Source organism: Halopseudomonas sp. L-58, from assembly GCF_056859475.1.
Genome location: NZ_JBSXON010000069.1, coordinates 139498 through 157001 on the forward strand (window position 1 = coordinate 139498; position 17504 = coordinate 157001).

The 17504-nt window shown below is 60.3% G+C and carries 20 protein-coding genes; 3 read left to right on the forward strand and 17 right to left on the reverse strand.

Going from position 1 to position 17504, the window contains the following annotated elements:
• Window positions 1–16: 16 nt before the first annotated feature.
• From recO to rpoE, 11 genes are all read right to left on the reverse strand, one after another.
• Entirely contained in the window at window positions 17–724 is a 708-nt protein-coding gene (gene recO, locus AC13EY_RS12595; RefSeq protein WP_228245122.1) for a DNA repair protein RecO, read from the reverse strand.
• A 5-nt stretch (window positions 725–729) separates the two neighbouring features.
• Window positions 730–1632, reverse strand: coding sequence for a GTPase Era (gene era, locus AC13EY_RS12600; RefSeq protein ID WP_335600348.1), 903 nt, complete (start codon window positions 1630–1632; stop codon window positions 730–732).
• A complete protein-coding gene (rnc, locus tag AC13EY_RS12605; RefSeq protein ID WP_228245120.1) occupies window positions 1625–2314 on the reverse strand; it encodes a ribonuclease III in 690 nt (229 codons plus the stop codon). Before rnc ends, era begins: the two co-directional genes overlap by 8 nt.
• Complete coding sequence (locus tag AC13EY_RS12610) at window positions 2311–2688, reverse strand: DUF4845 domain-containing protein (protein WP_088273348.1); 378 nt, start codon at window positions 2686–2688, stop codon at window positions 2311–2313. Before AC13EY_RS12610 ends, rnc begins: the two co-directional genes overlap by 4 nt.
• A gap of 46 nt (window positions 2689–2734) precedes the next feature.
• Window positions 2735–3613 (reverse strand): signal peptidase I, encoded by an 879-nt coding sequence (lepB, locus tag AC13EY_RS12615; RefSeq protein ID WP_088273900.1) that lies wholly within the window; start codon window positions 3611–3613, stop codon window positions 2735–2737.
• 21 nt (window positions 3614–3634) lie between these two features.
• Entirely contained in the window at window positions 3635–5434 is a 1800-nt protein-coding gene (gene lepA, locus AC13EY_RS12620; RefSeq protein ID WP_088273899.1) for a translation elongation factor 4, read from the reverse strand.
• A gap of 163 nt (window positions 5435–5597) precedes the next feature.
• Window positions 5598–7022: a DegQ family serine endoprotease gene (locus AC13EY_RS12625; protein ID WP_228245119.1), complete on the reverse strand. Its 1425-nt coding sequence runs from the start codon at window positions 7020–7022 to the stop codon at window positions 5598–5600.
• Between the two features lie 47 nt (window positions 7023–7069).
• Window positions 7070–7543 (reverse strand): SoxR reducing system RseC family protein, encoded by a 474-nt coding sequence (locus tag AC13EY_RS12630; protein WP_228245118.1) that lies wholly within the window; start codon window positions 7541–7543, stop codon window positions 7070–7072.
• Window positions 7540–8496: a MucB/RseB C-terminal domain-containing protein gene (locus AC13EY_RS12635; protein WP_228245117.1), complete on the reverse strand. Its 957-nt coding sequence runs from the start codon at window positions 8494–8496 to the stop codon at window positions 7540–7542. Before AC13EY_RS12635 ends, AC13EY_RS12630 begins: the two co-directional genes overlap by 4 nt.
• Window positions 8496–9119: a sigma-E factor negative regulatory protein gene (locus AC13EY_RS12640; RefSeq protein WP_088273343.1), complete on the reverse strand. Its 624-nt coding sequence runs from the start codon at window positions 9117–9119 to the stop codon at window positions 8496–8498. Before AC13EY_RS12640 ends, AC13EY_RS12635 begins: the two co-directional genes overlap by 1 nt.
• Before the next feature lie 57 nt (window positions 9120–9176).
• Complete coding sequence (rpoE, locus tag AC13EY_RS12645; RefSeq protein WP_088273341.1) at window positions 9177–9752, reverse strand: RNA polymerase sigma factor RpoE; 576 nt, start codon at window positions 9750–9752, stop codon at window positions 9177–9179.
• A gap of 257 nt (window positions 9753–10009) precedes the next feature.
• On the opposite strand from rpoE, the gene nadB reads away from it, so the two are divergent.
• Window positions 10010–11623, forward strand: coding sequence for an L-aspartate oxidase (gene nadB / locus AC13EY_RS12650; protein ID WP_228245116.1), 1614 nt, complete (start codon window positions 10010–10012; stop codon window positions 11621–11623).
• On the opposite strand, the gene AC13EY_RS12655 is transcribed toward nadB, so the two are convergent.
• A complete protein-coding gene (locus AC13EY_RS12655; protein ID WP_228245115.1) occupies window positions 11592–12044 on the reverse strand; it encodes a hypothetical protein in 453 nt (150 codons plus the stop codon). The genes nadB and AC13EY_RS12655 overlap by 32 nt on opposite strands.
• A complete protein-coding gene (locus tag AC13EY_RS12660) occupies window positions 12028–12282 on the reverse strand; it encodes an FAD assembly factor SdhE (protein WP_088273335.1) in 255 nt (84 codons plus the stop codon). Before AC13EY_RS12660 ends, AC13EY_RS12655 begins: the two co-directional genes overlap by 17 nt.
• A 194-nt stretch (window positions 12283–12476) precedes the next feature.
• Between AC13EY_RS12660 and ygfZ the strand changes: the two genes are divergently transcribed.
• Window positions 12477–13397, forward strand: coding sequence for a CAF17-like 4Fe-4S cluster assembly/insertion protein YgfZ (gene ygfZ / locus AC13EY_RS12665; protein WP_228245353.1), 921 nt, complete (start codon window positions 12477–12479; stop codon window positions 13395–13397).
• A gap of 21 nt (window positions 13398–13418) precedes the next feature.
• Complete coding sequence (locus tag AC13EY_RS12670; protein WP_228245114.1) at window positions 13419–14252, forward strand: HDOD domain-containing protein; 834 nt, start codon at window positions 13419–13421, stop codon at window positions 14250–14252.
• Window positions 14253–14273: 21 nt separating this feature from the next.
• Here AC13EY_RS12670 and AC13EY_RS12675 read toward each other — a convergent pair whose 3' ends face one another.
• The 4 genes from AC13EY_RS12675 to AC13EY_RS12690 are packed head-to-tail and all read right to left on the reverse strand — an operon-like array spanning window position 14274 to window position 17437.
• Window positions 14274–15089, reverse strand: a complete 816-nt coding sequence (locus AC13EY_RS12675) for an enoyl-CoA hydratase (RefSeq protein WP_228245113.1) — start codon at window positions 15087–15089, stop codon at window positions 14274–14276.
• A 26-nt stretch (window positions 15090–15115) separates the two neighbouring features.
• Window positions 15116–15811, reverse strand: a complete 696-nt coding sequence (gene ung / locus AC13EY_RS12680; protein WP_335600349.1) for a uracil-DNA glycosylase — start codon at window positions 15809–15811, stop codon at window positions 15116–15118.
• Window positions 15812–15814: 3 nt separating this feature from the next.
• Window positions 15815–16144, reverse strand: a complete 330-nt coding sequence (locus tag AC13EY_RS12685) for a PA3694 family proteiin (protein ID WP_228245111.1) — start codon at window positions 16142–16144, stop codon at window positions 15815–15817.
• 12 nt (window positions 16145–16156) lie between these two features.
• Window positions 16157–17437 (reverse strand): flavohemoglobin expression-modulating QEGLA motif protein, encoded by a 1281-nt coding sequence (locus tag AC13EY_RS12690; RefSeq protein WP_228245110.1) that lies wholly within the window; start codon window positions 17435–17437, stop codon window positions 16157–16159.
• Window positions 17438–17504 lie beyond the last annotated feature (67 nt).

The following is a 17504-nucleotide window of genomic DNA, read 5'->3' on the forward strand; positions in this document are numbered from 1 at the left end:
GCGATCCGCCCTTGACTCAGCGCGGCTCGCCCGTGCGACCCGCGGCAAATAATTGGCGACTGACCAGCGGGCGATCGCCCAGGTGAACAGCCAGCACCTGGCGCATCAGCCGCTTGGCAACCGGCAGCGCGTCGACGCTGGCCCAGTCCAGCGCGGCCATCGCCAGCAACCCTCGCCCGGACAGACCACTTGAGGTGGTATCGACCACCGGATACAAACCCAGATCCGGACTCCAGCGGTACAGGGTATCAGCCAGCACCGGCTGCTGATCGGCGTCCTCGGTCAGACTGAAACCGTAACCCAGCAGTTCCAGCAGACGCCACTCGAATTCACGCAGAATCGGTTCAACTGAAGAAGGCGACGACGCCAGCCGCTCCAGCGCCGACTGATAACCGGCAAACAGCAGCGTCTGAGCGTCACCCGGTGACAGCAGACGAACCAGCAATTCATTGAGATACATACCGCTGAACAGCGCCTGCCCCTGCAGTCGTGCATGAGCACCAGCCACTTCAGCCTGCTGCAGGGTTTTCAGGTCACCGCGGCCGTGCCAGCTGACCAGCAGCGGCACGAAGGGTTGAGGGCGAACACCGCGACCGCTACCCCGCGCGCCCCGCCAGACAACCCGCTGCAGCCCGCCCTGCAGGCTGAGCAGGTCTACCAGTGCACTGGTGTCACGGTAGGGTCTGCTGTGCAGGACGTAGGCAGGCTGCAGGTGCTCGCGCATGCAGGTCAGTCGTCGAAGCGGTAACCCAGCGAACCGAGGGCGCGCTCATCATCAGACCAGCCGCGACGCACCTTGACCCAGAGGTTGAGCATGATCTTGCTGCCGAACAGCTTCTGCATGTCGAGGCGCGCTTCCTGACCGATCTTCTTCAACCGCTCGCCGCCGTCACCAATGATGATTTTCTTCTGCCCTTCACGCTCGACCAGAATCAGCGCGTGAATATGCAGAATGCGCCCTTCCTGCTTGAACTGTTCGATTTCAACCGCGACCTGATAGGGAATCTCGGCGCCCAGTTGACGCATGACCTTTTCACGCACCAGCTCGGCAGCCAGAAAACGCGAGCTCTTGTCGGTCAGTTGATCTTCCGGGTAGAAGTGCCCATTCTCCGGCAAACGCTCGGCAATCAGCGATTCCAAGCGATCGATATTGCGCCCCTGCAGAGCGGATACCGGGACAACTTCGGCGCTGGGCAACTGCTTGGTCAGCCATTCCAGATGCGGCAACAGTTCGTTCTTGTCATCCATCCGGTCCAGCTTGTTAACCACGATCAGCACGGGACAGGTCAGATACTGCACCCGCTCCAGTACCATCTGGTCTTCATCGGTCCAGCGCAACCGGTCAACCACAAACAGCACAACGTCAACATCACGCAGGGCCTGACTGGCGCTCTTGTTCATGAAACGGTTGAGAGCTTTCTCGTTTTCCTTGTGCAAGCCAGGGGTATCGACATAAATCGCCTGCACCGCTCCCTCGGTCTTGATACCGAGCAGCGTATGACGGGTTGTCTGCGGCTTGCGCGAGGTGATGGCCAGCTTCTGGCCGAGAATATGGTTCAGCAGGGTCGACTTGCCGACATTCGGCCGGCCGACAATGGCTACGTAACCGCAGCGGGAAACAGCATCAGTCATCGGCTCGCTCCACACCCAGGGCGATCAACGCCTGCTGGGCTGCCTGTTGTTCTGCAAGGCGGCGGCTACTGCCAACGCCGTAGGTGCGTTCGGCCAGCAATGCGACCTGACAGTCCACCTTGAATGTTCTGCAGTGGGCTTCACCACTGCTCTCGATCACTTCGTAACGCGGCAGCTCGCTTTGACGCGATTGCAGGAACTCCTGCAGCCGTGTTTTCGGATCCTTGTTGTTGTCGACCAGCGTCAGGGTCGCAATATGCTCGCCCAGCCAGTGCAGAATCCGCTCGCGGACCGGTTCGAGCCCGGCATCCAGATAAATGGCACCGATGATCGCCTCGGTTGCATCCGCCAGGATCGATTCGCGACGAAAGCCTCCGCTCTTCAGCTCGCCGGAACCCAGGCGCAGGTACTCGCCCAGCTCAAAGCCCTTGGCCAGCTCGGCCAGGGTTACACCCTTGACCAGGCGGGCACGCAGCCGCGAAAGCTGGCCTTCTCGGGCCTGGGGAAAATGTTGGAACAGCATCTCGGCGGCAACAAAATTGAGAATCGAATCACCCAGAAACTCCAGGCGTTCATTGTTGCACCCACCGAGACTGCGGTGGGTCAAGGCCAGCACCAGCAGGTCCTGGTCCTTGAATTGGTAGCCTATCCTGCGCTCTAGTCGGTCTAGCTTGTTGCTCACTTTAGCGGTCTGATAATGAATGTTTCGTCGAAGTGGACCAGCAGGTCCACTGTATTCAGCAACGGCGCTCGCACTTCGTACTTGAGCACCAGAGTGTAGGCGTTCTGGCCGCTCTGCGTCACCTTGATGGCTTCCTTCGCGTCGATGTCACGAATGCCGTTGAGCTGCATGCCCTTGTCAATGTAGCTGTTCAAGTCACGCAGCGAGTTGATCTTGATGGTCGGATCTTCATTGACCGTGGTAATGATATTGCGCAGCGAATAATGATCCATGTAGATCGGGGTCAGCTTCATGGCAATGATCATGCCGAAGACAATCAGCGCAATAACGGCCAGCCAGCCGAAGAAGGATGCCCCTTGCTGTGAGTGGCGCATGAGAACCTCGTAATCCGTCGTTGATGTTATATCCTGTTCGGCGCACTCAATGGATCAGAGCGACGCTCGAAAAACTGGGCAGATTGCTCAGTTTCGGTTCCGGCCAATGCATCCAGACCGCGAAGGCCTTGCCCACAATATAGTTGTCGGGAACCATTCCCCACAACTCCCTGGGCATATCCGCAGACTGCCAGTAACGGCTGTCGTTGGAGTTGTCGCGGTTATCGCCCATCATGAAATAGTGCCCTTCGGGCACCACCCACTCGTTCGGTCTGGGCGTCTGCGACAGCTGCTTCTGGCGGATCTGATGACTCACCTCACCGAGCTGCTCATTGAAGATAGCCGCCTTTGCCACTGCCTGCAGCGGATGACCATCCGGCACTTCGTCATCCGGCACGATCTCGACCAGTTCGTGTTCAATCTTCTGACCGTTGATATACAGCTGCTTTCCAGCATAGCGGATATGATCGCCAGGCAAGCCGACAACACGCTTGATGTAGTTGATGGCAGGGTCGTTGGGGTAACGGAATACCATGACATCACCACGCTGCGGCTCGCCAATCGGGATGACCTTGGTGTCGATCACCGGCAGGCGAATACCGTAGGCAAACTTGTTGACGAGGATAAAGTCGCCTACGTCCAATGTCGGCTTCATTGAGCCGGAGGGAATCTGGAACGGCTCAACCAGGAAGGAACGCAGGATCAGCACTACCGCCAGCACAGGAAAGAACGACTTGCCGTATTCGACCAGCAGCGGCTCCTTGTCCAGCCGAGCTATGGTCTGAGGGTCGGCAACATCGACCTGGGCTTCATAGGTGGCAATCGCGCGACGACGACGTGGCGCGAGCACGATACGATCAAGCAGGGCCAGAAACCCACTGACGGCAACCGCAATCACCAGCACCAGTGGAAAGTTGATATGCATCATCGTTCGCGCTTACCGTCTCTAGTTGTCGACTTTGAGTACCGCCAGGAACGCATCCTGCGGAATCTCCACACTACCCACCTGCTTCATGCGCTTCTTGCCGGCCTTCTGCTTTTCAAGCAGTTTTTTCTTCCGGCTGGCATCACCACCATAGCACTTGGCAAGTACGTTCTTGCGTAACGCCTTGACGGTTGAGCGGGCGACGATCTGGCCACCAATGGCAGCCTGAATCGCCACATCGAACATTTGTCGCGGAATCAGGTCTTTCATCTTCTCGACCAACTGGCGTCCCTTGAAGGCCGCGTTGTCACGGTGCACGATCAACGCCAGCGCGTCGACCTTCTCGCCATTGATCAGCACGTCAAGACGCACCAGCTTGGCCGGCTGGAAGCGGTCGAAGCTGTAGTCCAGAGAAGCATAGCCGCGGCTGACCGACTTCAGCCGGTCGAAGAAATCGAGTACCACCTCATTCATCGGCAGATCATAGACAACCTGAACCTGGGTACCGAGAAAGACCATGTCGTGCTGCACGCCACGCTTGTCGATACAGAGCGTGATCACGCTGCCGAGGTGATCCTGTGGCACCAGAATGTTGGCACGCACGATCGGCTCGCGCATTTCCTCGATCATCGAGGGGTCGGGCAGCAGCGACGGGTTATCAACGTAGATAACCTCACCGCCCTTCTTCTCCACCTCGAACACTACGGTCGGGGCGGTGGTAATCAGATCCAGATCGTACTCGCGCTCCAGGCGCTCCTGGATGATCTCCATGTGCAGCATGCCGAGGAAACCGATACGGAAGCCAAAACCCAGTGCCTCGGAGCTTTCCGGCTCGAACTGCAGCGCAGCATCGTTCAGCGTCAGCTTCTGCAGCGCCTCGCGAAAATCCTCGAAATCATCAGAACTGACCGGAAACAGGCCGGCATAAACCTGCGGCTTGACCTTCTGGAACCCCGGCAGCGGATCGACATCCGGGGTATTGGACAGGGTCAGGGTATCGCCCACCGGCGCACCATGAATGTCCTTGATACCGGCGATAATGAAGCCTACTTCACCGGCCTTCAGGTCAACAGTTTCGGTATGCTTGGGGTTGAACACGCCGACGCTGTCGACCAGATGGGTCTTGCCGGTCGACTTGACCAGCACCTTGTCACCCTTCTTGATCCGGCCATGCTTGACGCGCACCAGCGACACCACGCCAAGGTAGTTGTCGAACCAGGAATCAATGATCAATGCCTGCAGCGGTGCTTCGATCTCGCCTTCAGGCGCAGGAATGGAGTGAATCAGCGCTTCGAGCACATCCTCGACACCGATGCCGCTCTTCGCCGAGCAGGCAACCGCATCTGTCGCGTCAATGCCGATTACGCTTTCAATCTCGGCCTTGACCCGCTCCGGCTCGGCCTGGGGCAGGTCGATCTTGTTCAACACCGGCATGACCTCAAGGCCCTGCTCGATAGCGGTGTAGCAGTTGGCTACCGACTGCGCCTCCACACCCTGCGCAGCGTCCACCACCAACAGCGCGCCCTCGCAGGCAGCGAGCGAGCGGCTGACTTCGTAGTGAAAGTCCACGTGACCTGGGGTATCAATAAAGTTCAGCTGGTAGGTCTTGCCGTCTTTGGCGGTGTAATACAGCGTGACGCTGTGTGCCTTGATGGTGATACCACGCTCGCGCTCCAGATCCATGGAGTCGAGTACCTGCGCTTCCATTTCACGCTCGCTCAGGCCACCGCAGATCTGGATAAAGCGGTCGGCCAGCGTCGACTTGCCGTGGTCGATGTGGGCAATGATGGAAAAATTACGAATCAGGCTAAGGTCACTCACAGCGCGGATCATCCAGACAGGGTTGCCAGACATGGCGAGACGGGGAGGCGACTCCCCAAAACAGCCCGCGAGTTTACCTGATTAGCAGCCATGTCGCCATCGCTGCAGCCCCCGGTCATCGCCATCTCAAGACCGCTGATGACCGGAAGCCTGTGGCGACGACTTACTCCGCCAGGCGGAAGGTGATGTAACTGGCGCGGCCCTGACGAATCACCCGCATGGAGATAGAGCGATTGTCCGGCAGATCACGGGCAATACGCGTGAAGGTTTCCACCGAATCCACCGAACGATTGTCCAGGTTGGTGATGATATCGCCGGGCCGCAGCCCGACCATCGCACCCGGCCCCCGGCTCACCTCACGGACCACAACACCGGAGTGAATATCCAGGTTCTTCTTCTGGTCATCAGTCAACTCGACGACCGTCACGCCAAGACGGTTGGACGCTGCGCTCGGCGCCTGTTCATTGGTGCCTGTTGCCGCAACCGCATCATCATCCGGCAGCGTGCCAATCTCCATGGTCAGCGTCTTGCGCTGCTTGTCACGCATCACCACCAGCGTTGCGTCGGTTCCGGGACGAACCCGGCCTACCGCATGGGGCAGGTCGGACGAGCGCACCACTTCGTGACCATTGAACTCGAGGATGACATCGCCGACTTTCAAACCGCCCTTGTCGGCAGGACCGCCCGGCATGATCTGGGCCACCAGGGCACCGGCCGGCTTGGGCAGATCGAACGACTCGGCCAGATCCTTGTTGACCTCCTGAATGACGACACCCAGCCAGCCACGCTGGACACTGCCGCTATCCTTGATCTGCTCGACCACGTCCATTGCCACGTCCATCGGGATGGCGAACGAAAGCCCCATGAAGCCACCGGAGCGAGTGAAGATCTGGGAGTTTATGCCCACCACTTCGCCGTCCAGGTTGAACAGCGGACCACCGGAGTTACCCGGATTGATCGCTACGTCAGTCTGAATAAAGGGAACATAATTCTCGTTCGGCAGGCTGCGCCCCTTGGCACTGACGATACCGGCGGTTACCGAGTAGTCGAAGCCGAACGGCGAACCAATCGCCAGCACCCACTCGCCCGGTTTGAGGTCCGCCGACTTGCCGATCTTGACTACCGGCAGGTCGTCACCGGCATCAATTTTCAGCAACGCGAGGTCAGAACGCGGATCAGCGCCGACCAGCTCCGCCTGCATTTCCCGACGATCAGACAGCCGGACGAAAATCTCGTCGGCATCGGCTACCACATGGTTATTGGTCAGCACATAGCCATCACGGGAAATAATGAAGCCCGAGCCGAGCGACTGGGGAGCCTCTCGCTCGCGTGGCGCCGGGGCCTGCGGGAAGCTGCGCTCAAAGAATTCACGAAACATCGGCGGCATGCCCTCCAGATCAGGCATACCCTGCATGCCTGCAACCGGTTGGCTGGATACCTTTTGACGGGTACTGATATTGACGATAGCCGGGGAGGCCTCCTCCACCAGCTCGGTAAAGTCCGGCAAATCCGCGGCAACTGCCAGTGATTGCCACCCCAGGACCAGCACGCTCGCAGTTGCGAGGACCCAACGTCGAACAGACAACATAAGCCTGAATTCTCCTCACCTGTACTCAAGGACCATCTTGCAAGACATCAGCCGTTCAGCCGTCCCTCCTGGACGAGGGGCATCGCCTGCCCGGCAGAACGCAACACCTGCGGCATCAGCTGCGGGTCACGCTGGGCTCGCTGGCCGTGCCAACGAACCACTGCAAAACCGGCGATCAGACCGGATACCGCAGCCAAGATCACCATCGGCTCCGCTGCCCCCAGCGCCTGCGCCAGCAAAGCGGCAGCAAACAATCCGAGCAGTGGAGTCAGATAAACCCAGAGCGCGCCGCGCACGACGGCGTCCTCGGGAATACCGATAAAGACTTCATCACCTATTTGCCAACTGCGATCGGTCAGGGCACGGATAAATCCGCGCCTGGCACCGCTGCCAACCCGTGCGAGCAATGCCTGGCCGCAACCGGCCTTGGCGGCGCAGTTGCCACAGGTGCTGCTGCGCACCGTTTCAACCCACACCGCCCCCTCTTCAACACTGAGGACTCGCCCGCGCTCTTCAATCACTGGGCCATCTCCGCAGTCGCAAAGGGAAAGGACGCGGCGATACGCTCGGCGGTTGCCGGGGGAATTTCACCGACGATGGTTGCCAGATACCCCACACCCTCGACCTGCAATCGACGACTGACAGCCACGGTCGGCCCCAGCTGAGCAAGCAAATCTTCCGCCAGGGCCCCATCACCCAAAGGCTCGACAAACAGGGTAAATCGAGCCAGGCCATCGCTGAAGGCCTGACTCATGACCTGCGGTTCATTGACCGCCAGTGTGCGAACTACCGGCTCGCCGGCAACAAAACCCGGCGGAATCCAGCCAGGCACCCAGCCGGAGGTATCCACACGCTTTTCAAGCGGGTGCTCGGCCAGCGTCAGACAACTCGCTCCCGGTTCGAGCTGCTCGTCCGTCAACTCGGCAAACTGCACATCGGTAAACTGGAAGCGCTCAAGCAGCACATTGCGCTCGTTAATGAGCAGGGACTTGAGCAGCATGCCGGTCTGGTCATCCAGATACAGCTCATAGGCATAACGAAACGCGTCACGGGGCTTCATGGCGATCACCGTAACCGGGCGATCCGCAACCCGGGTGGTGCCCAGCACCTCCAGTGCATACCAGCGTTGCAGCTGAGCCGGATTCAGCGTCGCAGGTGCCTCACCGCGCCAGCCCGACACTGCGGCGAAGGAGCTGGCGCATTGAATCTGTCCGTCACGTCGCACCCATTCCTGCGGCTCGCCGTCGGCGCGCAACATGCGCTCGGTGACGCCATCACCATCGGCGCGGTGCCAGATATGGTGGGTGCTGAAACTGCCGGAGCGCTCGTAGAAAAACGACCCCGAATAACTTTGCTGTCCTGATGCGTCGACCATTCCCTGCAGCCACTGGCCGGCATCGCGTGCCTGAACCAGCGGCGAGATCAGCAGAGCGGCCAGGGTCAGGCCGCTCAGCGAGCATCGACAACCGACCACTAGCGACCTTCCATGCTGGCTGCACGGGCATAAGGAATGAGCTGCGGACTCGCCATCTGCGCACTGGATTCGGCATGCTCACGCAGATAGCGACCGATGCGCTGTTCGTGCCACGCAGACGGCGCTTGAGCAGGCGCAAGAGGCTCTGCACCGGCGTTTCCGGCCTGCGAGTACCCTGCCAGCACCGCACCGGAACGCGCTGCCGGGTTGGCCTGCAGCATCGACGGCGCGGTCATGGTGCCGGCCGTCATCTGAGCACCGCCGGGCGCATCGCCCTGGTTGACCATGCGCACACCGACCAGCACCGCCAGGGTCACCGAAGCGGCCACTGCAACACGGCCCAGGTTGCGCCAGATAGTGGAGACCGGTTTGACATCGGCTGGCGCCGGCGCCATCTGCAGCTCTGGCTCGTCGCGCAGCGCGGCAGCAATACCTGCAGACAGATCAACAGCCCCCTGCCAAGGCTCCTTGTGCATCACCGCACGTGCCACCTGATAGCGCGACCAGGTACTACGCAGTGCCGGGTCCTGCTCAGCGGCCTGGAGAACACGGCGCACTTCCAGCTCGTCAGCCTCGTTATCCATAAGCGCGGAAAGAGACTCCTGCAAGACTTCGCTTCTCATTGCTTTACCTCTGCTGTTGGCCCATCGGGCTCACTGCGTTGCACCCCACCCTGCTACCTAGGCTTCAAGCAGCGGTTTCAGGGCTTTGTCGATTGCCTCCCGCGCCCGGAAGATCCGGGATCGAACTGTGCCTACCGGACAGTCCATCACATTGGCAATGTCTTCATAGCTCAACCCTTCGAACTCGCGCAGGGTCAAAGCCGTTCTTAAATCATCAGGCAACTGTTGCAGCGTTCGGTTCACTACTTGCTCGATTTCGTCGCGCAACATGTCGCGCTCGGGCGAGTGAATATCCTTGAGAATGCTGTCGCCGTCGTAATACTCCGCCTCATCTGCGGCTATATCGCTGTCCGGCGGGCGGCGATTGCGTGCCACCAGATAATTCTTCGCCGTATTGATCGCGATGCGATACAGCCAGGTGTAGAAGGCACTGTCGCCGCGAAAATTCGGCAGCGCACGGTACGCCTTGATAAAGGCCTCCTGAGCCACATCCTGCGCTTCGTGACTGTCATGCACGAAACGGGTCACCAGCGCGAGAATCTTGTGCTGGTACTTGAGAACCAGCAGGTCGAAGGCACGCTTGTCGCCCTTCTGAACACGCTCAACCAGCTGTTGATCGCTCTGCCCCGTCATTGACTTGCCACTCTTCGGAGTCCGCGATCAGCGTTGTTATCGTAGACACAAGATGTAACCAAAAGTTCTCCCCTCACTCAGGTTCAGGACTAGGAGCACGGGCGATGTTAAAAAGTTCCCCCTTGAATGCAATAAGCCATCACTCATATCAACCGCAGTGATGCCCCAGGCACTCCCCCATGGGTGGCAGTATTGTGAGCGACTCGCCTTCTATATACTAGGCCACCTCGACGCAAGCATTGAGCGCAAAGAACGCAATGACTCAACAACGGCAATACGATGTACTGGTCATCGGCAGCGGCGCTGCCGGCCTGACTTTGGCACTGCACCTGGCAAGCGACCTGCGTGTCGCCGTGCTCAGCAAGGGGCAGCTGTCGGAAGGCTCCACGTTCTGGGCGCAAGGCGGCGTTGCTGCCGTGCTTGACGACACCGACACGGTCGATGCACATGTTCAGGATACCCTGATCGCCGGCGGCGGCTTGTGCCATGAAGATGCCGTGCGCCAGATCGTTGGCGACAGCCGCGATGCGATCGGCTGGCTGGTTGAACAGGGGGTCCCCTTCACCCGCGAACGACGCGAGGACGGCAGCGAAAGTGACGATTTTCACCTGACCCGCGAAGGCGGCCACAGCCACCGGCGCATCATTCACGCCGCCGACGCCACCGGCGCCGCGATTTTCAATACGCTGCTGCAGCGCGCCCAGCAGCACGACAACATCGAGCTGCTCGACAACCGCGTTGCAGTCGACCTGATCACCACCCACAAGCTCGGCCGCGACGGCAATCAATGCCTCGGCGCCTATATCCTGAACCGCTCGACGGGCCACGTCGAAACCGTTGCTGCACGCTTCACCGTGCTGGCAACCGGCGGCGCCAGCAAGGTGTATCTGTACACCAGCAACCCCGACAGCGCCTCGGGCGACGGCATTGCCATGGCCTGGCGGGCCGGCTGCCGGGTAGCCAATATGGAATTCAATCAATTCCACCCAACCTGCCTGTATCACCCCAAGGCCAAAAGCTTTCTGGTTACCGAAGCATTGCGAGGTGAAGGGGCGCTACTGCGTCTGCCCAACGGTGAGCGCTTCATGCCGCGCTTCGATAAGCGCGCCGAACTGGCACCGCGTGACATCGTGGCCCGGGCGATTGACCACGAGATGAAGCGTCTGGGGCTCGATTGCGTCTATCTGGATATCACCCACAAGCCGGCCGACTTCATCCGCAGCCACTTCCCGACCGTGCACGAGCGCTGCCTAGCCTTCGGTATCGACATCACCAGGGAACCGATTCCGGTGGTCCCCGCAGCGCACTACACCTGCGGCGGCGTGATGGTCGACAGCAGCGGCAGAACCGACATCGATCAGCTTTACGCCATCGGTGAAACCAGCTTTACCGGCCTGCACGGCGCCAACCGCATGGCCAGCAACTCGCTGCTCGAGTGCATCGTCTACGGCCGCGCCGCCAGTCGTGACATTCTGGAGCAGCTTGACCGCATCGCCATGCCGCAGAACCTGCCCAACTGGGACGAGAGCCAGGTGACCGACTCGGACGAGGACGTCATCATTTCGCACAACTGGGATGAGCTGCGGCGCTTTATGTGGGACTACGTAGGGATCGTACGGACATCCAAGCGCCTGCAGCGGGCCAAACACCGGGTCGACATGCTGCGCGCCGAAATTCACGAGTTCTACAGCAACTACCGGGTCAGCCGCGATCTGCTTGAGCTGCGCAACCTGGCCCTGGTGGCCGACCTGATCATCCGTTCGGCCATGCTGCGCCGTGAAAGCCGCGGCTTGCATTACACGCTGGACTTTCCGGCGCAGCTGGACGAAGCGCAGGATACTATTCTGCAGCCGCCCAGCGCTGGCGACTGAAACGCAGCCGCAGACGCAACCGCCGCAGGCTTTCCTCGGAGGCTGCGTCGGCCGGCAACACGACCGACACCGGGCACCAGCGCCCCTGCTCACGCAACCGAACGACCGTCAGCATGGCACTGACATAGGTATCGCCAAGCAGCCGGGCAGCGACCTCCGAGCCATCACGCCGCAGAATGTGCCAACCGTCGCTGTCAAAGCGCAGACCGGTTACCGAGTGCGGGTGACTCAGGCTGATCTGACGCGGCCAGACCCAGCTGCAGTAACAGGCGACCAGCAACAGACAAAGTAGACTCGGCCAAAGGGGCAGCGCGCTTTGCAACACACCGACACAGGCCAGCAAGCCCATCAACATCAGGGCCAGCGCCAGCCAGCGTGAAGGCTGGCGACGCAGCAAAAGGTATTCAGTCGGGCTGTACACGATCGAGAATCATCTCCACGATGCGCTGCAAATCCGGGTCCTCCGGCTTGCTGCGCTGCATGAACCAGCCGAACATATCCTGATCCTCACATTCCAGCAGCTTCTGATAACGCTGCTTATCGGCTGCCTCCAGCGTCGGATACGCTTCCTGCAGGAAGGGCACCAGCAATACATCCAGCTCCAGCATGCCGCGACGGCTATGCCAGAACAAGCGCTTCATTTCTATATCGGCCGACATCGGCAACTCCACAGTGAGGATTGATCTGCTCGGTAAAAACCGCATTATAACGTCAGGCAACGCCTGACAAGCACCTGCCATGGCCCCTATGATGTACCACCTGAACCATTGGAACAACGACAGGCATGACTCAACTACCCGACCTCGCCGCTCGTTTTACTGACGACCGGGCAGACTGCGCCACCTGCATCAGCATGCTGAGCCACGAAGGCATTATCGCCGTTGAAGGCGTCGATACCGACAAGTTTCTCCAGGGCCAGCTCACCTGCGACCTGAAATCCGTCACCGGCACCACTGCCACCCTGGGTGCTCGCTGTAACCCCAAGGGCAGAATGCAGTCGAGTTTTTACCTGTGGCGAACGGATCAGGGCGTCATGCTGGGCCTTGATCGCCAGTTGATCGCCGCACAGCTCGCCGATCTCGGCAAGTACGCCGTCTTCTACAAATGCGAACTGAGCGACCAGAGTGACAACCGGGTCGGCTTCGGTATCTGGGGCGAAGCCGCCGATGCGGCCCTGCAGAGCTGTGGCCTCGACATGCCAGCCAATGGCACGGTGGCGCACAAGGATGACCTGTTTGCCATCGGCCTGCCCGGCGGCGCCTGCGTCCTGTGGGTGCCGACCGAGCAAGCCGAGTATCTGCTGGACACCCTGTGCCAGCATGCCGATCCGGTCAGCCTGAACCAATGGCAGCTGCAGCGCATTCGCAGCGGGGTCGGCCAGGTCAGCGACGAAACCCGGGAGCACTTTATCCCGCAAATGCTCAACCTTCAGCAGCTCGGCGGTGTAAGTTTCCGCAAGGGCTGCTATACCGGTCAGGAAATCGTGGCGCGCATGCAGTACCTGGGCAAGCTGAAACGCCGCATGTACCGTCTGCTGATGGCCGGAGAAGCACCGCCCTCGCCCGGTACCGAGATCGTCGACCGCGAGAGCGGCAAGGCGGTTGGAGAGGTCGTCATGGCCGCCCGCAGCCATAAGGCCATTGAAATGCTGGCTGTTGTTCAGAAAGATGCGGCACAATTGACCACATTGAGTGCAGGCGATAGCGACGGACCACTGATCAGCCTTGCCGACCTGCCCTATGAACGCGAACTCACCAGCGCAGAAGCCGAATAACAGAGAAACAAGGGACACGAGATGACAGATCTTGCCCAGCGCGTCCAGGACGAGCTGATACAGGCCATCGAGAAAGACCAACTGGTGCTGCCCACACTGCCGGAAGTCGCCCTGCGAGTACGCGAGGCAGCTGAGGATCCGGATGTCAGCATTCCCCACCTGGTGAAGGAAATCAGCAACGACGCGGCCCTCAGCGCCCGACTGATCAAGGTCGTCAACAGCCCGCTGCTGCGCAGTCGTCAGGAAATCACTGATCTGGCCATGGCAGTCAACCGCATGGGCATTACCTACACCGCCAACCTGGCAACCGGTTTGGCGATGTCACAAATGTTCCAGGCGACCTCCGACGTCATTGATCGCAAGATGCGTGAGGTCTGGACCCGCAGTACCGAAGTGGCAGGCATCAGCCACGTGCTCTGCCGTCACTACACCAAACTCAAGCCCGACCAGGCCACGCTTGCCGGCCTGGTGCACCAGATTGGCGTGCTGCCGATTCTGTCGTATGCCGAGGAAAACTCGCAGTTGCTGCGCGACTCCATCAGTCTCAATCTGGTCATTGACCGCATCCATCCGGTTCTCGGGGATCGCATCCTGCAGGCCTGGGACTTTCCGGCACCACTGCGTCACGTGCCCTCGGAGCACCTGGACTTTCAGCGCAACTCGTCCAGCGTCGATTACGCCGACATTGTTCAGGTCGCCATGCTGCAGTCACTGGCAGGCACTCAGCATCCCTATGCACTGATGGACTGGAGCACGATCCCCTCCTTCGCCAAGCTGGGGCTGGATCCGGCAGGCGAGCAGGAAGACGAAGACCTGTCAGCCGAAATGGAAGCCGCCATGCAGCTGCTGGCCTGAGCCAGCAGTGCGAACCTCCGGTTACCGCCGCGTCCACTGCGGCGGTCGCTTCTCCAGAAAGGCATTTACGCCCTCTACCGTATCCTCCAGCTCGAACAGATCGACGAAGCGCTCGCGCTCACGCGCCAGCAGGGTATTGATCGGCTGATCTCTGCCCCCTTGAATCAGTTCCTTGCAGTAACGCACAGCCGCCGGACTCTGCCGCGCAACCTGCGCCGCCAGGTGCAACGCCACGCCCAGTGCCTGGCCCTGCTCAACACATTCCTCGACCAGACCGATGCGCTCGGCACGCACTCCATCGACCCGCTCGCCGCACAGGATCATGCGCTTGGCCCAGCCCTCTCCAACCAGCCAGGCGAGCGCCTGAGTGCCTCCCGCGCAGGGCAGCAAGCCGACGCCCGCCTCCGGCAGCGCCATCTGCGCCTGCCGCTCGGCGATGCGAATATCGCAGGCCAGAGCGCACTCCAGCCCACCCCCCATCGCGTAACCGTTGATGGCAGCAATGGTGACCCCGGAAAAGTCGCGCAGCGCCTCAAATGCGAGGCCGAACAACCGCGCCATCTCCCGGGCGCGGGCAGGATTGCCATCGGCAAACATCTTCAGGTCGGCGCCCGCCGAAAAGAAACGCTCGCCGCGCCCGGTCAGCACCAGCGCATAGATGTCCGGGTCATTGTTGAGATGCCTGAGCAGGTCCGGCAGCCCGTGCAGGGTATCGGAATCCCAGGTATTGGCCGGCGGGTTGTCGATGGTGACCAGCGCCGTATGGCCGGCCTTTTGTACCACCAGCTTGTCGGTGCGCGGCACCAGCGCGGTATAGGGTTGCAGAGCATGTTCCATGACAATCTCCAGCAGTCGTCAGGCAGTTACCGGGGAGGGTCTGGCAAGCTCCAGTCGATGGGTGCCAGTCCGTTACTGACAAGATAGTCGTTCGCTGCGGAAAAGTGGCCGTTGCCGATGAAGCCACGATGGGCGGACAGCGGCGAAGGGTGCACCGAGGTCAGCACACAGTGCCGGGTTCGATCAATCTGCTCACCCTTGCGCTGGGCATAGCTACCCCACAGCAGAAAGACACAGTGTTCGCAGCGCTCATTGACGAGTTCGATCACCCTCGAGGTGAAACGTTCCCAGCCCCGCTTGGCGTGCGACCCGGCTTGGCCCTGCTCGACCGTCAGCACTGCGTTGAGCAGCAATACGCCCCGCTCTGCCCATGAATGCAGGCAGCCGTGCTGCGGTATTGGCAGACCAAGATCGCGATTGATTTCCTTGAAGATATTCTGCAGCGACGGCGGCGTACGCACCCCCGGCGGCACCGAGAAGCTCAAGCCGTGCGCCTGCCCGGGGCCGTGATACGGGTCCTGCCCGATGATCACCACCCGTACCTTGTCCAGCGGCGTTGAATTGAGCGCATTGAAGATCAGCGCACCCGGCGGAAAGACCACCTTGCCCGCCGCCTTCTCGGCCTGCAGAAAATCGCGCAGCTGCTGCATGTAGGGCTGCGCGAACTCGCCCTGAAGGGCATCAAGCCAGTCTGGCTTCAACTGCACTGCCCGTTCCGTCATGGGTTACTCCGCCAGCGGTACCGCCTGATTGACGCAGCGGACCACGCGATCACGGCTATCCCTGAGCACCCCGGAAAGGCCGTTCATATTGCTGGCGTGCAGCACCAGAATGCCGTCGACACATTCGGCCTCGTGCTTGGCCGGATTACGGCGCAGACTGCCCGCCTCCTCCGAACCGACCGTTACCACCCGATAGTCGGCAAGCTCCAGCCCTTCCTCCGGGTTGACGATATTCAGATAGCCGTACAAATGCAGCACGGCGACCGTGGCAATCACGGTGATAATGGCCGTGAGAATGATCGGCAGCTTGTTGATTTCCTGCGCTTGCGACATCGGTTGCTCCAATTACAGAATGTTGGCGTAGTCGGCTTCGACTCGATCCAGACTGAGGTTGTTCAAAAACCCCGAAAAGCACATCCAGGCGCTCAGGGCGTTGAGGTCGGCAAAGGGCGCCGGCAGGTAGCGCGGCGGCACAACCAGCCCTTCGTCCACCAGTTGCCCCAGGGTACGCATATCCTCCAGCGTGGTCTTGCCGCAGAACAACAGCGGAATCTGCTGCAGCTTGCCCTTGCGCACCGCCAGCTGGATATAGTTGTAGGTCAGGATAAAGCCCTTCAGATAAACCAGATCCTTGGTGAACGGCAGACCGTTGCTGGCCGAGCCACGGAATACACGACTGGTATTGTTGTAGCTGTCGTCACGGGAATAGCCTTCGTCCCGATAGAACTGAAAGACATCAAGAAAATCACCACCGGTCTCGGCAATCTGAATCGCCCGGGTACGGTCGGTCAGCTTGCGCAGGCGTGCCGGATAGGAGTTGAACGTCAGGACCTCCATCAGAATGGCCAGCCCTTCCTGGGTCACCGTGGACGACGGCGGTCCCTTGGCCAGGAAGGTACAGATCGGCTGGTGCTGGCCGTTGAGACTGGTTGCCACATGCACCATCCCCTCGTGTACAGCCAGAATGTTCAGGTCACGCTGGTTGAACATCGCATCGCTGCGGATCTTGATGTAGTCGGCACCCGCGGCGGCATCAGCGACGATGCCGTCGGACTCGAACACGCGCACCGCCTGGTCGTCCGGGAACGCCTCGTTCATGCGTGCCTGCAGAATCTGCACCGCGTCGGGCGCAGCGATGGTTTTCGGGTCGCGCGCCAGTTCGGTACGGGCAATGTTCTTCAGCGACTCGCTGAGCATGATGCCCAGGTCGGTCAAGGTCGGATCGCCGGCGTGAAAAGCGTCCGAAGCCGCGCCATAGAGCTCCTGCGAGATCAGTCCAAAATCCTGGGTACCGCGTGCCTCCAGCATGCGGATGACCATGCGGTATTCCCGGCACATGCGCCGCATGATCTGGCCAACCGGGTTGAAGCTGCCCAGCTGGCGAGTGATATCACGCTCGATATCCTGAAAAATCTGCCGCCGTTCAGCCGGATCAAAGCTCAGCGGACGCTGGGCGTAATAGTCCGCATTGACATCAGGCAGCGCCTTGCAGCGCTTCTTGAGGAAGGTGTCACGGATACTGTCGTCCCACTTGATGGCATCCAGCACCCGAATCGGCGCCTGCGCCTCGACAATCCGATCAGACAGACTGCGGATGACCAGCTGATACTGCTCACTCTGTTTCACGGGTGGCTCCCTTTGGTCGCAGCTTCAAGCATTAAGCCGCAAGCTACAAGCTGTCCGTGCATTCACG